Origin of the sequence: Moorella glycerini, from assembly GCF_009735625.1 — a bacterium.
Taxonomy (GTDB): domain Bacteria; phylum Bacillota; class DSM-521; order Neomoorellales; family Neomoorellaceae; genus Neomoorella; species Neomoorella glycerini.
Window position 1 is genome coordinate 2,961,649 of the sequence record NZ_CP046244.1, and the last position, 16,236, is coordinate 2,977,884.

10 protein-coding genes are annotated in these 16,236 nt (G+C 57.3%); all 10 read right to left on the reverse strand.

All coding sequences use genetic code 11. The features are described from left to right. Positions 1–4: 4 nt before the first annotated feature. On the reverse strand, positions 5–4,468 hold the full coding sequence (locus MGLY_RS14820; RefSeq protein ID WP_156275085.1) for an FAD-dependent oxidoreductase: 4,464 nt from the start codon (positions 4,466–4,468) through the stop codon (positions 5–7). A gap of 20 nt (positions 4,469–4,488) precedes the next feature. Beyond that, positions 4,489–5,361, reverse strand: coding sequence for a CoB--CoM heterodisulfide reductase iron-sulfur subunit B family protein (locus MGLY_RS14825; RefSeq protein ID WP_156275087.1), 873 nt, complete (start codon positions 5,359–5,361; stop codon positions 4,489–4,491). Beyond that, entirely contained in the window at positions 5,358–5,912 is a 555-nt protein-coding gene (locus MGLY_RS14830; protein ID WP_156275089.1) for a 4Fe-4S dicluster domain-containing protein, read from the reverse strand. The genes MGLY_RS14825 and MGLY_RS14830 overlap by 4 nt, the downstream gene beginning before the upstream one ends. A 186-nt stretch (positions 5,913–6,098) precedes the next feature. Further along, on the reverse strand, positions 6,099–6,887 hold the full coding sequence (locus tag MGLY_RS14835; RefSeq protein ID WP_156275091.1) for a methyltetrahydrofolate cobalamin methyltransferase: 789 nt from the start codon (positions 6,885–6,887) through the stop codon (positions 6,099–6,101). 16 nt (positions 6,888–6,903) lie between these two features. Further along, positions 6,904–7,872: an acetyl-CoA decarbonylase/synthase complex subunit delta gene (locus MGLY_RS14840; RefSeq protein WP_156276506.1), complete on the reverse strand. Its 969-nt coding sequence runs from the start codon at positions 7,870–7,872 to the stop codon at positions 6,904–6,906. Positions 7,873–7,896: 24 nt separating this feature from the next. Beyond that, a complete protein-coding gene (locus tag MGLY_RS14845) occupies positions 7,897–8,646 on the reverse strand; it encodes an ATP-binding protein (RefSeq protein ID WP_156275093.1) in 750 nt (249 codons plus the stop codon). Continuing rightward, entirely contained in the window at positions 8,646–10,553 is a 1,908-nt protein-coding gene (locus tag MGLY_RS14850; RefSeq protein WP_156275095.1) for an ASKHA domain-containing protein, read from the reverse strand. Before MGLY_RS14850 ends, MGLY_RS14845 begins: the two co-directional genes overlap by 1 nt. After that, on the reverse strand, positions 10,550–11,890 hold the full coding sequence (gene acsC, locus MGLY_RS14855; protein WP_156275097.1) for an acetyl-CoA decarbonylase/synthase complex subunit gamma: 1,341 nt from the start codon (positions 11,888–11,890) through the stop codon (positions 10,550–10,552). Before acsC ends, MGLY_RS14850 begins: the two co-directional genes overlap by 4 nt. 94 nt (positions 11,891–11,984) lie before the next feature. Beyond that, on the reverse strand, positions 11,985–14,174 hold the full coding sequence (gene acsB, locus MGLY_RS14860; RefSeq protein ID WP_156275099.1) for an acetyl-CoA decarbonylase/synthase complex subunit alpha/beta: 2,190 nt from the start codon (positions 14,172–14,174) through the stop codon (positions 11,985–11,987). 14 nt (positions 14,175–14,188) lie between these two features. Continuing rightward, positions 14,189–16,213 (reverse strand): anaerobic carbon-monoxide dehydrogenase catalytic subunit, encoded by a 2,025-nt coding sequence (gene cooS, locus MGLY_RS14865; protein ID WP_156275103.1) that lies wholly within the window; start codon positions 16,211–16,213, stop codon positions 14,189–14,191. Between the last annotated feature and the right edge of the window lie 23 nt (positions 16,214–16,236).

The following is a 16,236-nucleotide window of genomic DNA, read 5'->3' on the forward strand; positions in this document are numbered from 1 at the left end:
CGACTTACACCTCCCCGAAGAGGCCGGCCACCTTGGCCAGCAGCTGGTCGTCTTTATAGAACTGGAGCTGGATGGCCTTGGCCGGGCATTCACCGGCGCAAGTGCCGCAGCCCATACACTGGACGGCATTGATCTCGGCCACGTTGCGCTCATTAATGCGCGGGACGCTATAGGGGCAGACCCGGACGCAGGTCAGGCAGGCAGCGCACTTGTTTGCATCGACCACGGCTACCACGCCGCCTACCATCAGGTTTTCCCGGCTCAAAATGGTACAGGCCCGGGCCACGGCACCTTCGGCCTGGGCAATGGCTTCACTGGCGAATTTAGGCGCATGACCGGCACCGCAGAGGAAAATCCCGGCCGAGGGAAAGTCAATGGGCGCCAGCTTGGCATGGGTCTCGACATAGAATTTATCTTCATTTAAAGGCAGTTTCAGCATGGTAGCCAGTTTTTCCACCCCATCCGGGGCCACGGCACCCGTGGCCAGCACCAGCTGGTCGGGCCAGAGTACCAGGTCTTTGCCGGAGTCGGGGTCTTTAACTAATACCTCCAGCAGGCCGATGTCCCGCCGGCGTACCTCAGGTGGTTTCTCTGGCTCAAAGTGGATAAAGAGGACGCCCTGCTCCCGGGCCTGGCGGTAATAATCCTCCATGAAGGCATAGGTGCGGATATCCCGGTAAAGGACGTAAATTGTCGCCTCGGGATTGCGGGCTTTAATGGCCAGGGCGTTTTTAATGGTCTGGGCACAGCAGGTGCGGCTGCAGTAGGGACGCTCGCCATCCCGGGAACCCACGCACTGGATGAAAACCACCTGTTTGTTTTTCTCAGCATTCCAGGAACCGTCGGCCAGGGCCTGCTCCAGCTGGGTATTGGTTACCACCCGCTCGTCCTGGCCATAGAGGTAGGCGCCGGTTTTTAATTCCTGGCTGCCGGTGGCGACGATTACCACGCCGTGTTCCAGTTGCAGGGTCCGGCGCAGGTGTTCTTTACCGGGTTCACCAAGGGAAATGGTGGTGGTAAAGTGTCCTTGGTGGCCGCCGAAGTCTTCCAGGCGGGCACCGGTGTACACCTGAATGCGGGGGGAGGCCTGGACTTTGGCAATCAAGTCTTTTAACAGGGCCTGCAGGTCTTCCCCTTCCAGGGTGGTCCGCAAATGCCGGACCTGTCCACCCAGCTCGGCTTCCCGTTCGACGATAATGGCGTCAAACCCCTGCTCGGCGATATTTAACGCCGCCGTAAGGCCGGCTATGCCGCCGCCGATGATCAGGGCCTTCTGGACTACCGGTACCGGTTGCAGGTGTAAGGCTTCATGGCGTTTAACCTTGGCTACCGCCATCCGTACCAGGTCAATGGCCTTTAAAGTGGCGCTGGCCGGTTCGTTGCGGTGTACCCAGGAACACTGGTCGCGGATATTGGCCATTTCAAAGTAGAACTGGTTTAAGCCGGCCTCCCTTAAGGCTTCCCGGAAAAGGGGCTGGTGGGTGCGAATGGTGCAGGAGGCCACTACCACCCGGTTCAGGTTGTATTCCTGGATGGCGTCTTTAATCTTCTTCAGGGTGTCCTGGGAACAGGTGTAGAGGTTATCCTCGGCATGGACCACTCCTGGGAGTTTGGCGGCAGCCTCTACTACCGCCTTGACGTCGACTACACCGGCGATATTAATGCCGCAGTGGCAGATAAAGACACCCACCCGTGGTTCTTCCCGGCTCACGTCCCTCTCCGGCGGGTATTCCTTGGGCGTGACCAGGGTATTGCGGCCCGGGGCTATGGCGGCACCGGCTAAAGAGGCGGCAGCGCTGGCATTGACTACCGTTTCCGGGATGTCCCGGGGACCCTGGAAGACGCCGGCCACATAAACACCCGGCCGGGTAGTGGCCACCGGTTGCAGGGGTAAGGTTCTGGCAAAGCCATAAGGATTAAGCTCAATACCGGCAACGGCCGCCAGTTTTTCCGCTCCGGCCGGTGGCCTGACGCCTACCGCTAAAACAACCATGTCAAACTCTTCCCGGATTATCCTGCCGTCGGCATAGTACTGGATGGTAAGGTTTCTGGTTTGCGGGTCTTCTTCCACCCGGGAAATCATAGCCCGTACATAACGTACCCCGGCGGCTTTAGCCGCTTCGACGTAGCGGTCAAAGTTTTTACCGTAGGCGCGGATATCCAGGTAAAAAATGGTCGGCTCAATATTGGCGTCATGTTCCCGGGCGATGATGGCTTCTTTGGTGGAATACATGCAGCAGATGGCCGAGCAGTAAGGGCTGCCTTCCCCCTCGCAGTCCCGGGAACCGACGCACTGGATGAAGGCCACCTTTTTGGGCGGCCGGTGATCGGAAGGCCGTACCACGTGGCTTTCCGTGGGGCCGGTGGCGCTGAGCAGCCGCTCAAACTCCAGGCTGGTCACCACATTGGCATAATAACCGTAACCGTATTCGCCGGCCAGGGTGGCATCAAAGAGTTCGTAGCCGGGGGCCAGGACCAGGGAGCCAACCTGGAGTTCCACTACCTTTTCCTGCTGCCAGTGCTCGACGGCCTTTTTCTTGCAGACGGCTTCACACTGGAGACATTCCGAGCAGATGCCGCAGTTCAGGCAGCGTTTGGCCTCTTCTATGGATTCTTCCGGGGTAAAGCCCTGGTAGACTTCCCGGAAATCCCGGATACGCTCTGCTGCCGGGGCCATGGCCTGGATTTTGCGCCGGCCGGGGAAGGGTATAACATTGGGCGGCGGGTCCAGCTTGGGTTCTTTTTCCAGGGAACGGCCGGCAGCCAGGTCTTCGCCCTGCAGGTAGCGCTTAATGGATTCCGCTGCTTCATGGCCGCTGGCTACGGCTTCCACTACCGAGGCGGGCCCGCGGACGACATCGCCGCAGGCAAAGATGCCGGGCACGCCCGTCGCCAGGGTCAGGGGATCGGCGGCGATCAGGCCGCGGTTGGTGGCTATGCTACTATCTTCGCTTAAGAAAGAAAGATCGGCGGCCTGGCCGATGGCCAGGATAATGGTGTCGGCAGCCAGAGTCGTGGTGACTTCCGGGTTATACTGGGGATTAAAACGGCGTTCCGCATCGAAAACCCGGGTACACTGCATTAGTTCAATACCGGTGACCCGGCCTCCTTCGCCCAGGAAACGCCTGGGGCCCCAGGAAGGATGGATGATGACGCCTTCTTCCAGGGCTTCTTCAATCTCCCAGGGGTGGGCCGGCATCTCGGGCCGGGATTCCAGGCAGGCCAGGTGTACTTCCCTGGCCCCCAGGCGCCGGGCCGTCCGGGCCACGTCGATGGCCACATTGCCGCCGCCGATGACGACAACCCTGGCCCCTACTTCGGGCCGGCCGCCCAGGGCGGTTTCCCGCAAGAAAGCCACTCCCGGTAGAATACCCTTTAAATCGGCACCCTCAAGCTTTAACATCCGGCTCTGTTGCAGGCCGGTGGCGATGATAACGGCGTTGTACTGCTTTTGCAGTTCCGCCAGGGTAATATCTCTGCCGACAACGGTATTGGGCACAAACTTAATCCCCAAAGCGAGGATGCGCCCGGTTTCCCGGTCGACTACTTCCAGGGGGAGGCGGTAGCGGGGAATGCCGCCTCGCAGCATGCCGCCGGGCTGGCTCAAGGCGTCGTAAACGGTAACCCGGAAGCCTGCCAGGGCCAGGTCCTGGGCCGCCGTAAGTCCCGCCGGCCCGGCGCCGATGATGGCGACTTTTTCTTGCCTGGCGGGAAGCTCCGGCCTCTGTTCCTTTTCCCGGGCTGCTTCAGCTTCCCAGCCATAGTCATAGGCCGCCCTTTTCAAAGTGGCAATGGCAATGGGGTCGTCAAACTGTCCCCGGTTGCATTCGGTTTCGCAGGGGTGGTGGCAGATGCGGCCGCAGATGCCGGCAAAGGGCATGCGGCGATGGATTACCTCCAGGGCCTCGGCAAATTTGCCCTGGGAGATCAGGGCCACATAACCCTGGGCATTGGTGCCGGCCGGGCAGGCGCTGCGGCAGGGAGGCGTACCCCTTTTGGTAATCAGGTATTTATTGGGTACCGCCTGGGGAAACATCTTGTGAATGGCCTTCCTGCGGCCCATATTCTGGTTGTACTCGTTGGGAACAGACACCGGGCAGACCTGCTCGCAGTCGCCGCAGGCGGTACATTCCTCAATATTAACGTAGCGGGGTTTTTCCCGGATCTGGACGGTAAAATTACCCTTTTCCCCTTCTACTTTCTCCAGGGAGGCGCATGTATACAGGCGGATGTTGGGATGATTAAGGGTATCCGTCATCCGGGGCCCCAGCAGGCACATGGCACATTCATTGGTGGGGAAGGTCTTGTCCAGCTGGGCCATACGACCGCCTATGGAAGAACTTTCTGTCACCAGGTGCACCAGGTAGCCTGCATTAGCCAGGTCAAGGGCCGACTGCATACCGGCAATACCGCCGCCGAGGACCAGGACCGAACCTACGGCCGGGACATTTTCCTGCTTTTCATTCATGGCGTCTCACAACCTTTCTGCTAGGAGGCTACCAGCAATCCCTGCTGCCGTAAAAGGGGCAGGGGATCTACTAAATGTTTCTTTAACCAGGGAGCGGCATCCAGCCCCAGGGCCAGGCCAATGATTTCGGTAATGAAAAAGACGGGTAGAGGTTCTGCTCCGGCCGGCTGGCGGCTGTCCAGGTTAGTCTGGCACAGGGGACAGGCCGTCACTATGGCTGCAGCTCCGGCATAGCGAGCGGCAGCCGTTATTTTGCCCACCAGCTGCTCCACAAGTTGCGGCTGGGGAATGGCGAGACTGGCCCCACAACACTCGTTTTTATGGGTCCAGCCTACCGGAGTGGCACCGCACCGGGCCAGGAGCCGGTCCATCAGCCGGGGCTGCTCGGGATTGGCCTCAAAACTGGCTACTTTCGGCGGCCGGGTCAGCAGGCAACCGTAGTAGGCAGCCAGGGGGAGGCCAGCCAGGCGCTTCTGCAAGCGCTCTTCAAGTAAAGCCTTGATGCGGTCATCGGCCAGCATATCTACGACATGACGCACCTGCACCTCTCCCCGGTATTCCCGTTCCAGGATTTGACCTGCCTGCTGGTTGAGTTCCCGGGCTTCCTGGCTGCCGCCCGCCATAAAGGTCTGGGCCGCTTTTAAGGAGTTATAACAGGCGGCACAGGGTACCAGCAAATCGTTACCGGCAGCCTCAGCCAGGATTAGGTTATGCAGGGGCAAGGCATGGCTCAGGTAACTGTTAAGGGAATGGCCGGAGGTGGCGCCGCAACAGCACCAGTCGCCCAGTTCCTGTAACTCCACTCCCAGGGCTTTAAACACGGCTTCGGTGGAGGCGGAAAATTCAGCCGCCGTCGAGTGCAGGGAACAGCCCGGGTAATAACTTAATTTCATGCCTGTCCCCCCTTTTCCCCTTGCCACAAGGCCCGGAAGCGAGCTTTATTTTTAAGACCTTCGGGTAAAAGCCGTAGTTTACCGCGGCGGAACATTTTCAGCCCCAGGGGGACATCCTGGAAATAGGTGCCTGTTTTCATCTTAAAGGCGATCATCATCCCCAGTTCATGGACCCGGCCTTTGCTTTTAACCGAAGCCAGGAAGGCCTGGTGGAAGGCAGCCACTTCCGGCAGGGCCGGCTGGACTCCTTTAGCCAGGGCCCGCTGCTTCAAAGCGTCGTTAATAGCGGCAATGTCGATGCCGTTGGGACAACGGGAAACACAGGTCCGGCAGGCAGCACATTGCCAGATGGTTTTGCTTTTTAAGAGTTCTTCTTCCAGACCAAGCTGCACAAAGCGTACTACCTGGTGGGGCATCAGGTCCATGGCCATCGTGACCGGACAGCCGGCAGTACATTTATGGCACTGGTAACAACGGCTGACAGGTTGACCCGATTGCCTTGCCACCGGAGCAACAAGCTGGTGGGAAGGTACAATTTGTTGCTCAGCCAATCCCCTTCCTCCTTCCTGCCCTAAAAAGAGAGGACCAGCGTTAAACCATACGCCGGTACCTCTCTCCACTTTACTGCAGTAATTTTCCCCCAGGTATCAACGTATTCCTGTAACGCTGTTCGCTATTGTAACAATTTCATTATTTTAGCTACTCCGTAATAAGCTTCGACGTTGTTGATAAAAATCCTACCTGGTTTTAAACATCTTGACAAAAGAATCACAGTAAACCGTCTGGTTGAGCAAAATTTCTGCTGCTGCCGCCGTTTCCATGAGGGCTTCGTCGCAGGCATCGGCAATGGCGGCATCCAGGCCGCAGGCCATGGCCATGGCCAGGAAAGTCCGGTTGATGAGGGGCCGGTTCTGGCAGTTCTGGGAGACGTTGCTCAAGCCCAGTACGGTCCGGGGGGCCGGGTCGGCCAGCATTTTAATCTGTTGCAGGGTTTTTAAAACCTCCGGGGCGTGATCCTGGGCGACATTGGCCGGGAGAATTAAGGGGTCAATATACAGGTCATCCATGGGCAGGCCGAATTCATCGGCTGCGGCTACCAGTTCCATGGCAAAGGCCAGGCGGGTGTCGCTATCCTTAGGGATGCCGGTTTTATTCATGGTGAGGCCGATGAGAGCGGCACCGTACTCTACGGCCAGGGGGAATAACTTTTCTATTTTTTCCCTTTCGGCACTGGTGGAGTTGATAATAACCCTGTTTTTGGCTTTTTTCAGTCCCGCTTCGATGGCCGCGATATTGGTGGAATCCAGGCACAGGGTTAGACTGCTGGCTTCCTGGGTAACCTCTACCAGCCATTCCATGGCGCTTACTTTATCTTGAACGGCCGGGCCGACATTTAGATCCAGGGCGCGGGCGCCGCCTTCTTCCTGGCGCCGGGCCCATTCCTGCACCGGGGCCGGGTCCCGTTCTTGAATGGCCCGTTTAATGTCATTGAACATGCCGTTAATCCTTTCACCAATGATAAGCATGCTTTTGACCTCCTTCTTAATAAGCGTTGCTGGCCATAAGCTGGTCGATATTTTCCTTGACTTTGGCCACAGCTTCCGGATGGCGCATGAGGAGGATGTGGGCGCCGGCCTGGAGGAGGGCGGTGGCGGTAACTGCTTCCCAGAGGATGCCCCGCTCTACTTCTTTACCCCAGCCGGGGTATTCGCTAACCGGAGCTACAGCTTCCTTGGCCCGCCAGGCCTCATAACCTACCGTACAGATCACCGGCATGGAGAGCATTTTATCGCCCTGGAGGGCCCCCAGGCGGATGCGCTCCATAATCGAGTAGGCGTATTCTATCCCGTAGCCCAGGCCGCCAATGGAAGGATCAATAACAATGTGGTCCAGGCCCAGGTTCATTTCGTTGATGAGGATGTTGAGCTGCTTGCAGATATTAATATCCAGGGGCGAGCGGGCAATAATGTTGTGCTTGTGCACCATGCAGGCCGCCGTAAGGGATTTGTAGTTATCCTGCTCGGCGTTACCCAGGAGCAGGTTTTCCCCTGCAGCCGTTTCGGCTACTGCCTCCAGGACGTCGTGATCCTTCTCCACGTCGTCGCAGCCGACGACAATCAGGGGAACACCAACAGCCTGCAGGACTTCCTTGACGGTAGCCACACACTGGTCTACCGAGCGGTTGGCCCCTTCGGGATCGGCACCGTCTAGTTTCAGGTAAATAAGGTCGGCACCGTATTCGGCCACGCATTTTTGCGCCCAGCGGCCGGGCTCATTAATTACATCATTAAAGGGATCCTTCAACACTTCCGGCCAGTCGGGAACGATATCCTGGACTTCCATGGCAATAACGGGACGGCTAATCTCTCCTTCAAAATGGTGGAAGGGAAGGGCAGCATCGCCGCCGACAACAATGGTATGGCTGCGGGTACCGCCCTGCTCTTTGGTGGCACCCAGGACAACTTTTTGTACCGTTGCGCGGCTACGATCACGTAAAATCTGGACGGCCATGAAAAACACTCCTTCCATAAATTGTTAAATACGGCACCTGCTCAGGATGTCATTGACTGCCTGGACGGCCGGGGCTTCTGCCGGTAGCTCAAAAAGGGGTTTGCCGTAAGTGTCAAAAGCGACGACCTGTTCATCATAGGGAATAGTCCCGCCCAAGGGCAATCCCGTCCGCTCGATCTCTTCCTGGAGGGGCCCCTGGTCCCCGGTGGTTTTGGTTACTATCAGGTACATATTGGGAATAGCCAGCTGCAGTTCCTGGACCAGTTCCTGTACCCTACCGGCGGAACGAATCCCCCGCACGGAGGCGTCGCTGATGACGAAGAGGTCCTTCACATTCTGGATAACCCGCCGGCTGATATGCTCCAGGCCGGCTTCACTGTCAATGACCATATAGTCGTAGCTGGCGCTTAAGGTTTCCAGGTGCTTGCGCAAGAGGTCATTAGGATAACAGTAACAGCCCGGACCCTGGGGCCGGCCCATGGTTAATAGATCAAAGTCCCTCGTTTCCACCAGGGCCTGGGCCAGCTGGTACTGGATGAACATATCCTTGCTCATGCCCGCGGGGATGGCCCGCGGGTTTTTGGTGGCCTCGAGGATATCAGCAATAACGGTATCGACTTTAACGCCCAGGGCTTCGTTTAAATTGGCGTTGGGGTCGGCATCCACGGCCAGGATGCTCCCCTTTTTCTTCTCAACTAGATAGCGTATCAACAGGGCGGCAAAGGTGGTCTTTCCTGTACCCCCTTTACCGGCAACGGCAATATGGCGGGCCACTAGCCTTCCCTCCTTTGCGGGCTGGTCCCACCGGTTACGGAGGGAAAGAGTTCCAGCTGGGTATGGGGCAGGAACAGGGCCGAGACAAATTCCTCCATAAAGAGGTTGCCGGCGGAAAGCTCCAGGTAGGTCATCTTGTGGCCCAGTTCCAGGGCTTCCTGCCAGGCCGGCCGGGAAAGGAGGGCCAGTTCGGCACCTTTGAGGGAAGTGTTGCCGGCAAAGACGTATTTTTCCGCCGGTAAATCGGGTAAGAGGCCGATTTCAACGGCATTGGGAACGTGCAGGTAATTGCCGAAACCGCCGGCAATGATAATCCTGTCGACTGCTTCCAGTTCCAGGGAGACGGTCTTTAACAGGCTCTGGATGCCGGCAAAGACGGCTCCCTTGGAGCGGATGAGATTTTTGATGTCGGCGGCGGTAATGACGATATCCTTGCCGTGGCTGCTTTCTGCCGCCCAGGCCAGGACAAACTCGTATCCTTCATCAGTAAGCCTTAGCCGGGGTGTGGCTACTTCATGGAAGTTACCGGTCCGGTCGATGATGCCGGCCCGCCTGAGCTTCGCCAGGCAGTCAATTAAACCACTGCCACATAGACCGGCCGGACGGCCGCCGCCGATTACCTCCAGCTCGACTTCAAAGGTTTCCGGGTCGATGGTTACTCCTTCAACTGCTCCCTCCATGGCCCGCATACCGCAAGTGATGCCGCTGCCTTCAAAGGCCGGCCCCGCCGAACAGGCGCAGGATATGAGCCAGTCCTTATTCCCCAGGACCATTTCCCCGTTGGTGCCAATGTCAATGAAGAGGGTTAGTTCTTCTCCACCGGCAATGCGGGTAAAGAGGGCACCCGCGACAATATCGCCGCCCACATAGCTGGCTACGCTGGGGAAGACCTGGACGGTAGCCAGGGGATTAATGGCCAGCCCGATTTCCCCGGCAGTGAGGGCCGGCCACTCGGTAGCAGCAGGGATATAGGGTTGCAGGCGGATATACTTGGGATTTACGCCCAGCAGCAGGTGGCTCATGGTAGTGTTGCCGGCAATGACTGCTGCCGTCACCTCCGCCTGGTTAATCCCGTGGTTGGCCAGTAAAGAATTACTTATCTCATTAATGGTGGCCAGGGCCGCCTGGCGCAGCTCCTCCAGGCCCCCATGGTTACTGGTGGCGTGGATGATGCGGGAAATGACATCATCTCCATATACCGCCTGGCGGTTATAACTACCGCCCTGGCCAATCCTCCGGCCGTTACGCAGGTCCAGGAGGGAGACTACTACCGTCGTGGTACCCAGGTCGATGGCCAGGCCAAAGTTCCTGCCTGACCCGGCAGGGGTAACCCGTAAGAGGCGGTTATCAGCCCTGGCCAGGGTGACATCAACCTGCCAGCCGGCCTGGCGCAAGCTCTCCGGCAAATCCTGGAGAAGGGCTAAGCTCACCTGCCCCTCCACCCCTTTTTCCTTGCGCAGGGCCGTCAGCAGGCGGCTGGTATCACTGGTGTTTTCCGTCAGGGTAGGCTCGGCGAGATGCAAGGTTACTACTTCACAGGCAGCCTCCAGGGGATAGGAACCCAGTAAATCAGTCAGGCCGTCCTGCAGGCGCCCCTTGTCCTGGAGGAGCACCTGGTGTTTGCTGAGGAGGGATTCTGCCGGGATCTCGATGGCCACATCGCCCTGGATGATGGTCTGGCAGGCCAGGGTATAACCCTCTTCCTTCAATTTGGCCGGCAGGTGTCCTCCTTTAACCTGAACCTCTCCCCGGCGAACTTTAATGATACAGCGGCCGCAGGTACCGGCACCACCGCAGGTACTTTTCAGGGGCAGGCCGGCCTTTTGGGCCGCCTCCAGGACGGTGGTACCTGCCGTTACCTGGACCTGGATATTATCAGGTATGAAGGTGACAGTAAAGTGCTTCATGACGCCAGGTTGGCCCGGGCAAAGGCCACGATACCGCTGGCTTCCCGGGGTCCTACCAGTACCTCCCAGCCTGTCAGGTCTTCCAGCTTACCCTTCAGGACGGCCACTGCTCCGGGGATAATAATCCGGCGGTGCTTGACCTTATTTTCGAGACCCACCTTTTTCATGACACCGGCAATCTTTTCAGCCTCAAATTTGCCATCGGCATAGGCCGTCAGCACGGACAGGCCATCGGTATCGACGGAAAGCAGGTAGCTGGGGATCTTGGTGCTTTCAATTTCTCCTTCTACCGAGTAATAGGTCAGGGAGAAGTTGGTGGTCACATAAACCGGTGAATTCTCATTAACGGCTCCTATTTCATTGAGTTTCTCTTCTACCCGGATGGGTACCTGCGGGTCGGTATAGAGATTCTGGCGCCAGGACAGCAGGGGTAACAGGTGTTCTTTGGCGCCGGTACGCAAAACTACCAGGCTGGCGTACTTGCTGATATAGTTCGTGGCCTGGAGAATTTCCGCCAGGGGATCGCCGGCCGTCGTCAGGGCAATAATGGGATAGCCGAAGGAACGGAAGCGTTTTTTAATGGCCAGGCGGCGGATCTGGGTAAAGTCGGCAACGGCACGGGAAGTTTCCCGGGCTCCGGGGTCAAGGACCAGCTGCTTGCAGCCCAGGGCGACAATTTTGTCCACCAGGCCGGCCAGTTCTTCCAGGCCGTTACCATATACCGCCAGGGGACAATTAAACTCTTTAGCCAGGGCAGCCATGGCCTCGTAATTGGCAGCAGTGGCCGCATATAACAGGGGCTTGCGGTCGACTACTCCCGCCAGGGCAGTTTTTAACACGGCGGCCTCGTCAGCCATGAGGATAAGGTTTAGCCCGGTAGCGGCAGCAACCGCAGCTACAGCTGCCTGGAAGGCATTGGGGTCATCGGCGTCGTGGCGGATGGCAATGGCCTGGATGGTATAATGCTGCCCCACCCGGTCAAATTGCAGTTCGTTGATGGCAGCAACTTTAGCCATTAACTCTTCGTTACTGAGGTTATCGCTTACCTGGATGGCAATGGCTGTTTCGTGGTAGAAGCGCTTGTCGTGGCGGAAGAGTTCGGTCTCATCCCCCATCTCCACTGCTGCCGTACCTGTACCCAGGACCACCTTGGCAATGGGCGGGGCCGCGGCAGCATTGAGGGCCTCCCGGGCGGCATCGGAAACGTAGGGGCAAGAGTCCAGGCTGGCTTTACCGGCCGCCAGGTTCATGGCAAAAGCCAGGCAGGTGGGCGTACCACATTCGCCACAATTCTTTTTGGGCAGCTGTTTATAAATTTCCAGTCCCGTTAAAGCCATAACTTTTAACTCCTTTCCTTTAAGGTCAAATATACCGGGCCGGGTGTATGCGGGAGAGGCATATACCCGGCCTTGCCAGCAGCAGGGGTAGAGCCTACATAATGGGGTCCATGGTCAGGGCCGGGTGGCCCACTTCTTCCAGGTAGGGCAAGATTTCATCAACGGTGGTGCCTATGGTTTCATCGGCAATTTTATCGATAAAGTCCTCGCCCAGGCCTTCTTCTATACTGCGCTGGATCAGGTCGTCACGGAGGAAGTCCTTCAAAGCTTTGGGCATCCAGACAATGCGGGCTATACCGCCGTCGGCCTTAATGAATTTTTTACTGACAATATAGGTGCGGCCGATGCCCATAAAGCCGGGAGTCTGGACGCCGCCGCCGATCATGCCGGCCAGGGTGGAGAAGGTCATTCCTGAAGGGGTCATCCCGGCATGGTCGCGGGTAGTAATCATGATGCCGTTACACTCCGGCAGGATGGCCATGATGGCTTCAAAGCAACCGCAGGAGGTCATGGGGTTCTCCATGAGGGTGTACAGGCAAACCTGTTCCAGGTTGCGGTTGGAAGCCGTGTAGAGGTAGTCGTTGACGCTCTTCCAGATACCTTTAACGGGATCAATCTCCCCTTCTTTAGCTATCGGCTGGTTGGGCCCGGCATGGTTGATTTCATAAGAAGCCTTGGCGTCCAGCCAGCTGACGGCGCCGCACAGGCCTACCCGCTCGGGGGTGACAATACAGACATGGTTAGGGGCAAAGGACTGGCACAGGACGCAGGAATAGAAAGTATCCACCGACTCGTCGGTTAAGCCGCGCATGCGGTCGTCACGCTCTTTGTATTTCTCCCGGGCGATGGCCAGGTACTCTTTAACTTTCGCTTCGTCGGTAAAGATGGTTACCTGGACGCGGTCGACAATGGCCGGGAATTCTTCCTTCATCTTGGCTACCAGGATTTCACCATAATGCTTGAAACGAAAACCTTTGGCCACGGCTTCTTTGCTAACCCGGAGCCAGTTAATGGCGCGCTGGCCGGTATGCCATAGACCTTCACCGTAGTTAATGAAGTCGTGGATGCGCCGTTCCAGGACCCCTTCAAAGTCGGCCTGCATTTTACGGCCATAGATATCCACCAGGATACCCAGGGGTAAAGTGCTCCCCTCCGGCACCTGGTCGATATCCGGGCCGATAAGCTCGATCTTGCCATCGGTAATCTCCGCCTCGGAAACAGTACGTACCAGCTCAAAGGCCGGGCTCCGGTTACCACCCATTTCTACATACATATCGCCCTTGCGGATACTCTCCCCTTCAAAGGCCGGACCGAAGTTAATGGGCAGGTCGAGCTTAATCTTGGTCAGCTTGATGCCCCGGGTTTCCATAGCTATCTGAACTATTTTGTCATAGTCTTGGACGCTGAAGAACCAGTCGGGAATTTGCTTGTCTTCCGGCAAAGGTTGGTCGGTAATTACCGGGAAACCGGTAAAGATGGCGCCAAAGGCGGCGGCTGTCTTGACCATATCGTGCTCGCCCAGGTAAAGGACGAAGGCGCGGATGCGGCGCCGCTGGTAGTCGCGCTGCTCTTCGCGCAGGCCAGGCGTGACGCCGCCGAACATCATCCCGGCCCGCAGGGCGTAGTTGGCGGCGTGGACGATCTGGGTGAAATTACCCAGGGGGTAGGCGATGTAGTCAATGCCCAGCTTGACGTTTTCCTCCAGCAGCTGTTCTACCGCCTCATCGCAGATGAAGAGCATAAAGCCCATACCCATGAGGTCCTTGACTATCTTGGCCAGGGCCTTGGAGTCCCTGGCCCGGCCCAGGATAATGGCTTCCCCGGGGATGGTCCAGTCTACCATTTTGATCCCAAAACGGCGGACGACCGGGTCGCCGATAAACCCTGTCCAGGGCTCGGGTAAGAGGGGTTCTTCCGGCTTATATTTCAGGTAACGCAGGGCTTCGATGATTTCAGCTGCGTACCAGGTGGCTTCTCCCGCCAGGCGGGCGTTTTCAAAATTAAGCACCGGGCTTATTTGCGCCCGCTTGCGGTTGAGGATGGGCGGCAAGTCGCCGAGTTTCTTTACTTCTTCCCCGCTGTAGCAACGAATAACCGGTAAATAATAGGCGGTATCGGGATAACCGACGGGATGGTCGGGACCATAGGTCCGGATAGCCTGGTTTAAAAGGATCTCCGCATAGCTGGTGGCCGTAATGGCGCCATGGTAAACTTCGCGGAAAAGGTCTACAGGTTCTTTGCCTTCGGGAATGGCACCTTCGAAGATCTTATCGAAATCAGTCATGGCCTGACCCTCCTTTAATAACCCTGGCAGAGTTTGGTTTCATAACGCTCAGCAACATTTTTGTGCACGCCCAGCTTCCAGGTGCGATACTCCAGGGCGTCGAGGATCTTCCGGGCAGCTACGTGGGGATCCATTTCAAACATGAAGTAACCGCCATAAACGTCGCTGGCAATCTGGGTAAGGATACTGTAGATCAGATCGCTACCTTCCACCGGCGGCATGGTACCAACGTGGGTCGGTACACCCAGGGATACCCACCAGGTGCCGATGGCTACCGCTTTACCGCTCATGGCTTCCGGGGCCGAGGCAACGAAGGGCACCTTAGGGGTATCAACGCCCAGGTCGTTGGCCATGGCCATTAGGAGGTCGGCAGCGCGGGAGTTATCCACGCAGGAACCCATGTGGAAGACAGGCGGCAGGCCGATTTCAATATTGGCTCCCTGGCTGAGACGTTTGAGGAAAGCTTTAAGGCCATCGCCACAATAGGTTTCTACATTGGCCGGGTCCATTAAGCCGGCTTTGGCCGCTCCCTGGGCCGAACATCCGGTAGCGATGACAAAGACGTTATTCTTCAATAACTCTTTCATAACAACCAGGTGCGAATTATCCTGGAACCCTTTCAGGTTATTACAACCGCAGATAAGCGCCACCCCGGCCAGTTCGCCGTCAAGGATGGCTTTATTGAGCACCCGGATGGGATTTTCAGCATGCTGGGTAGCCAGGAGCTGCTGCAAGGCCTCCAGGCTCCACCCGGCGACCACCCTGTTTTTGATTTGAGGAATATACACCGGCCGGTTGCTTTCTTTACGCTCTTTGAAGGCTGCAATGGCCATGCGGATGGCGGTTTTGGCATTATCCAGGGCCGTAGCTGTCTGGTAGTCGAGGTGATAGGCGCCGGGGATCTTGGCGTTGTCGGCAGTGGTAATAATCCGGGTGTGATAACACTCGGCCACGGCACTGATTGAGGGCATTATGCACTGGACGTCGACGCACATGGCGTCAATGGCACCGGTGCAGATGGCCAGTTCCTGGGAGGCAAAGGAGGTGACCAGAGGTATACCCTGGCGCATCAGGACTTCATTGCCGGTGCAGCAAATGCCCACCAGGTTTATACCCTTGGCACCGGCAGCCCTGGCTTCCCCTTCCATTTCCCGGGCCGCCTGGACGATAATTTCACTTAGCAATGGGTTATGACCGTGGAGGACAAAGTTAACCTCATCCGGGTCCAGGACGCCCATGTTGGCTTCACTGACCACCGGCTGAGGGGTACCAAAGAGGATGTCGGAAAAATCAGTGGCAATATGTTCACCGGTATAGTCAGCCAGGGCTACGCGGATAGCACTGAAGACCAGGTTAACGGGGTCGTTATCCATACCCATATGAGCCTGGTTGACCAGTTCGGAAATAGAGGCATGGATCCCGTAGGGGACAACATTGTGGGTACGGAATTTTTCCCGGCGGCCTTCAGTTATAGTTGTCATCAGCCAGGTGGCCTCACCCTCACCCTTCAGGCGGCGGAAGTCTTCCAGGGCTTTCTCCCCTACTTCCCGGGCCAGTTCCATAACGCTTTTGCCTTCTACCTCAATACCTACACGCCGGCAGACTTCCTTTAACTTGGCTTCATCTTTGACCGTATAGTCCGGCGCTTTCCCATTAGCCATTTCTACCAGGGCATGGGCAATATGATTGCCGTGCTCACTGTGGGCGGCAGCTCCCGTAAGGAGCATTAAACCAACGTTACGGGCAACGATGGTCCAGGCTGAAGCGCCGCAAATGCCGCGGCTACCAGGACCATCGGCGGCTTTGATGCGGCAGGGGCCGGCCATGCAAAAACGGCAGCAAATACCTTCATACCCGATTTTACACTGGGGCTGCTGGGCGACAAAGCGATCAAAGGCGGTTATTACCTTGTCGTCCCTGCTTTTAGCCAGCATTTTCAGGGCTGCCGGGTCGACGGTACGGTCCCTGTTTTTGGGTTCCATAACCCGCGGGGCCTCTGAGGGCCTGCAAGTGTGGGTAAGATCGCGGAACCTGGGCATATTACTTACCTCCTTGGTTTTTT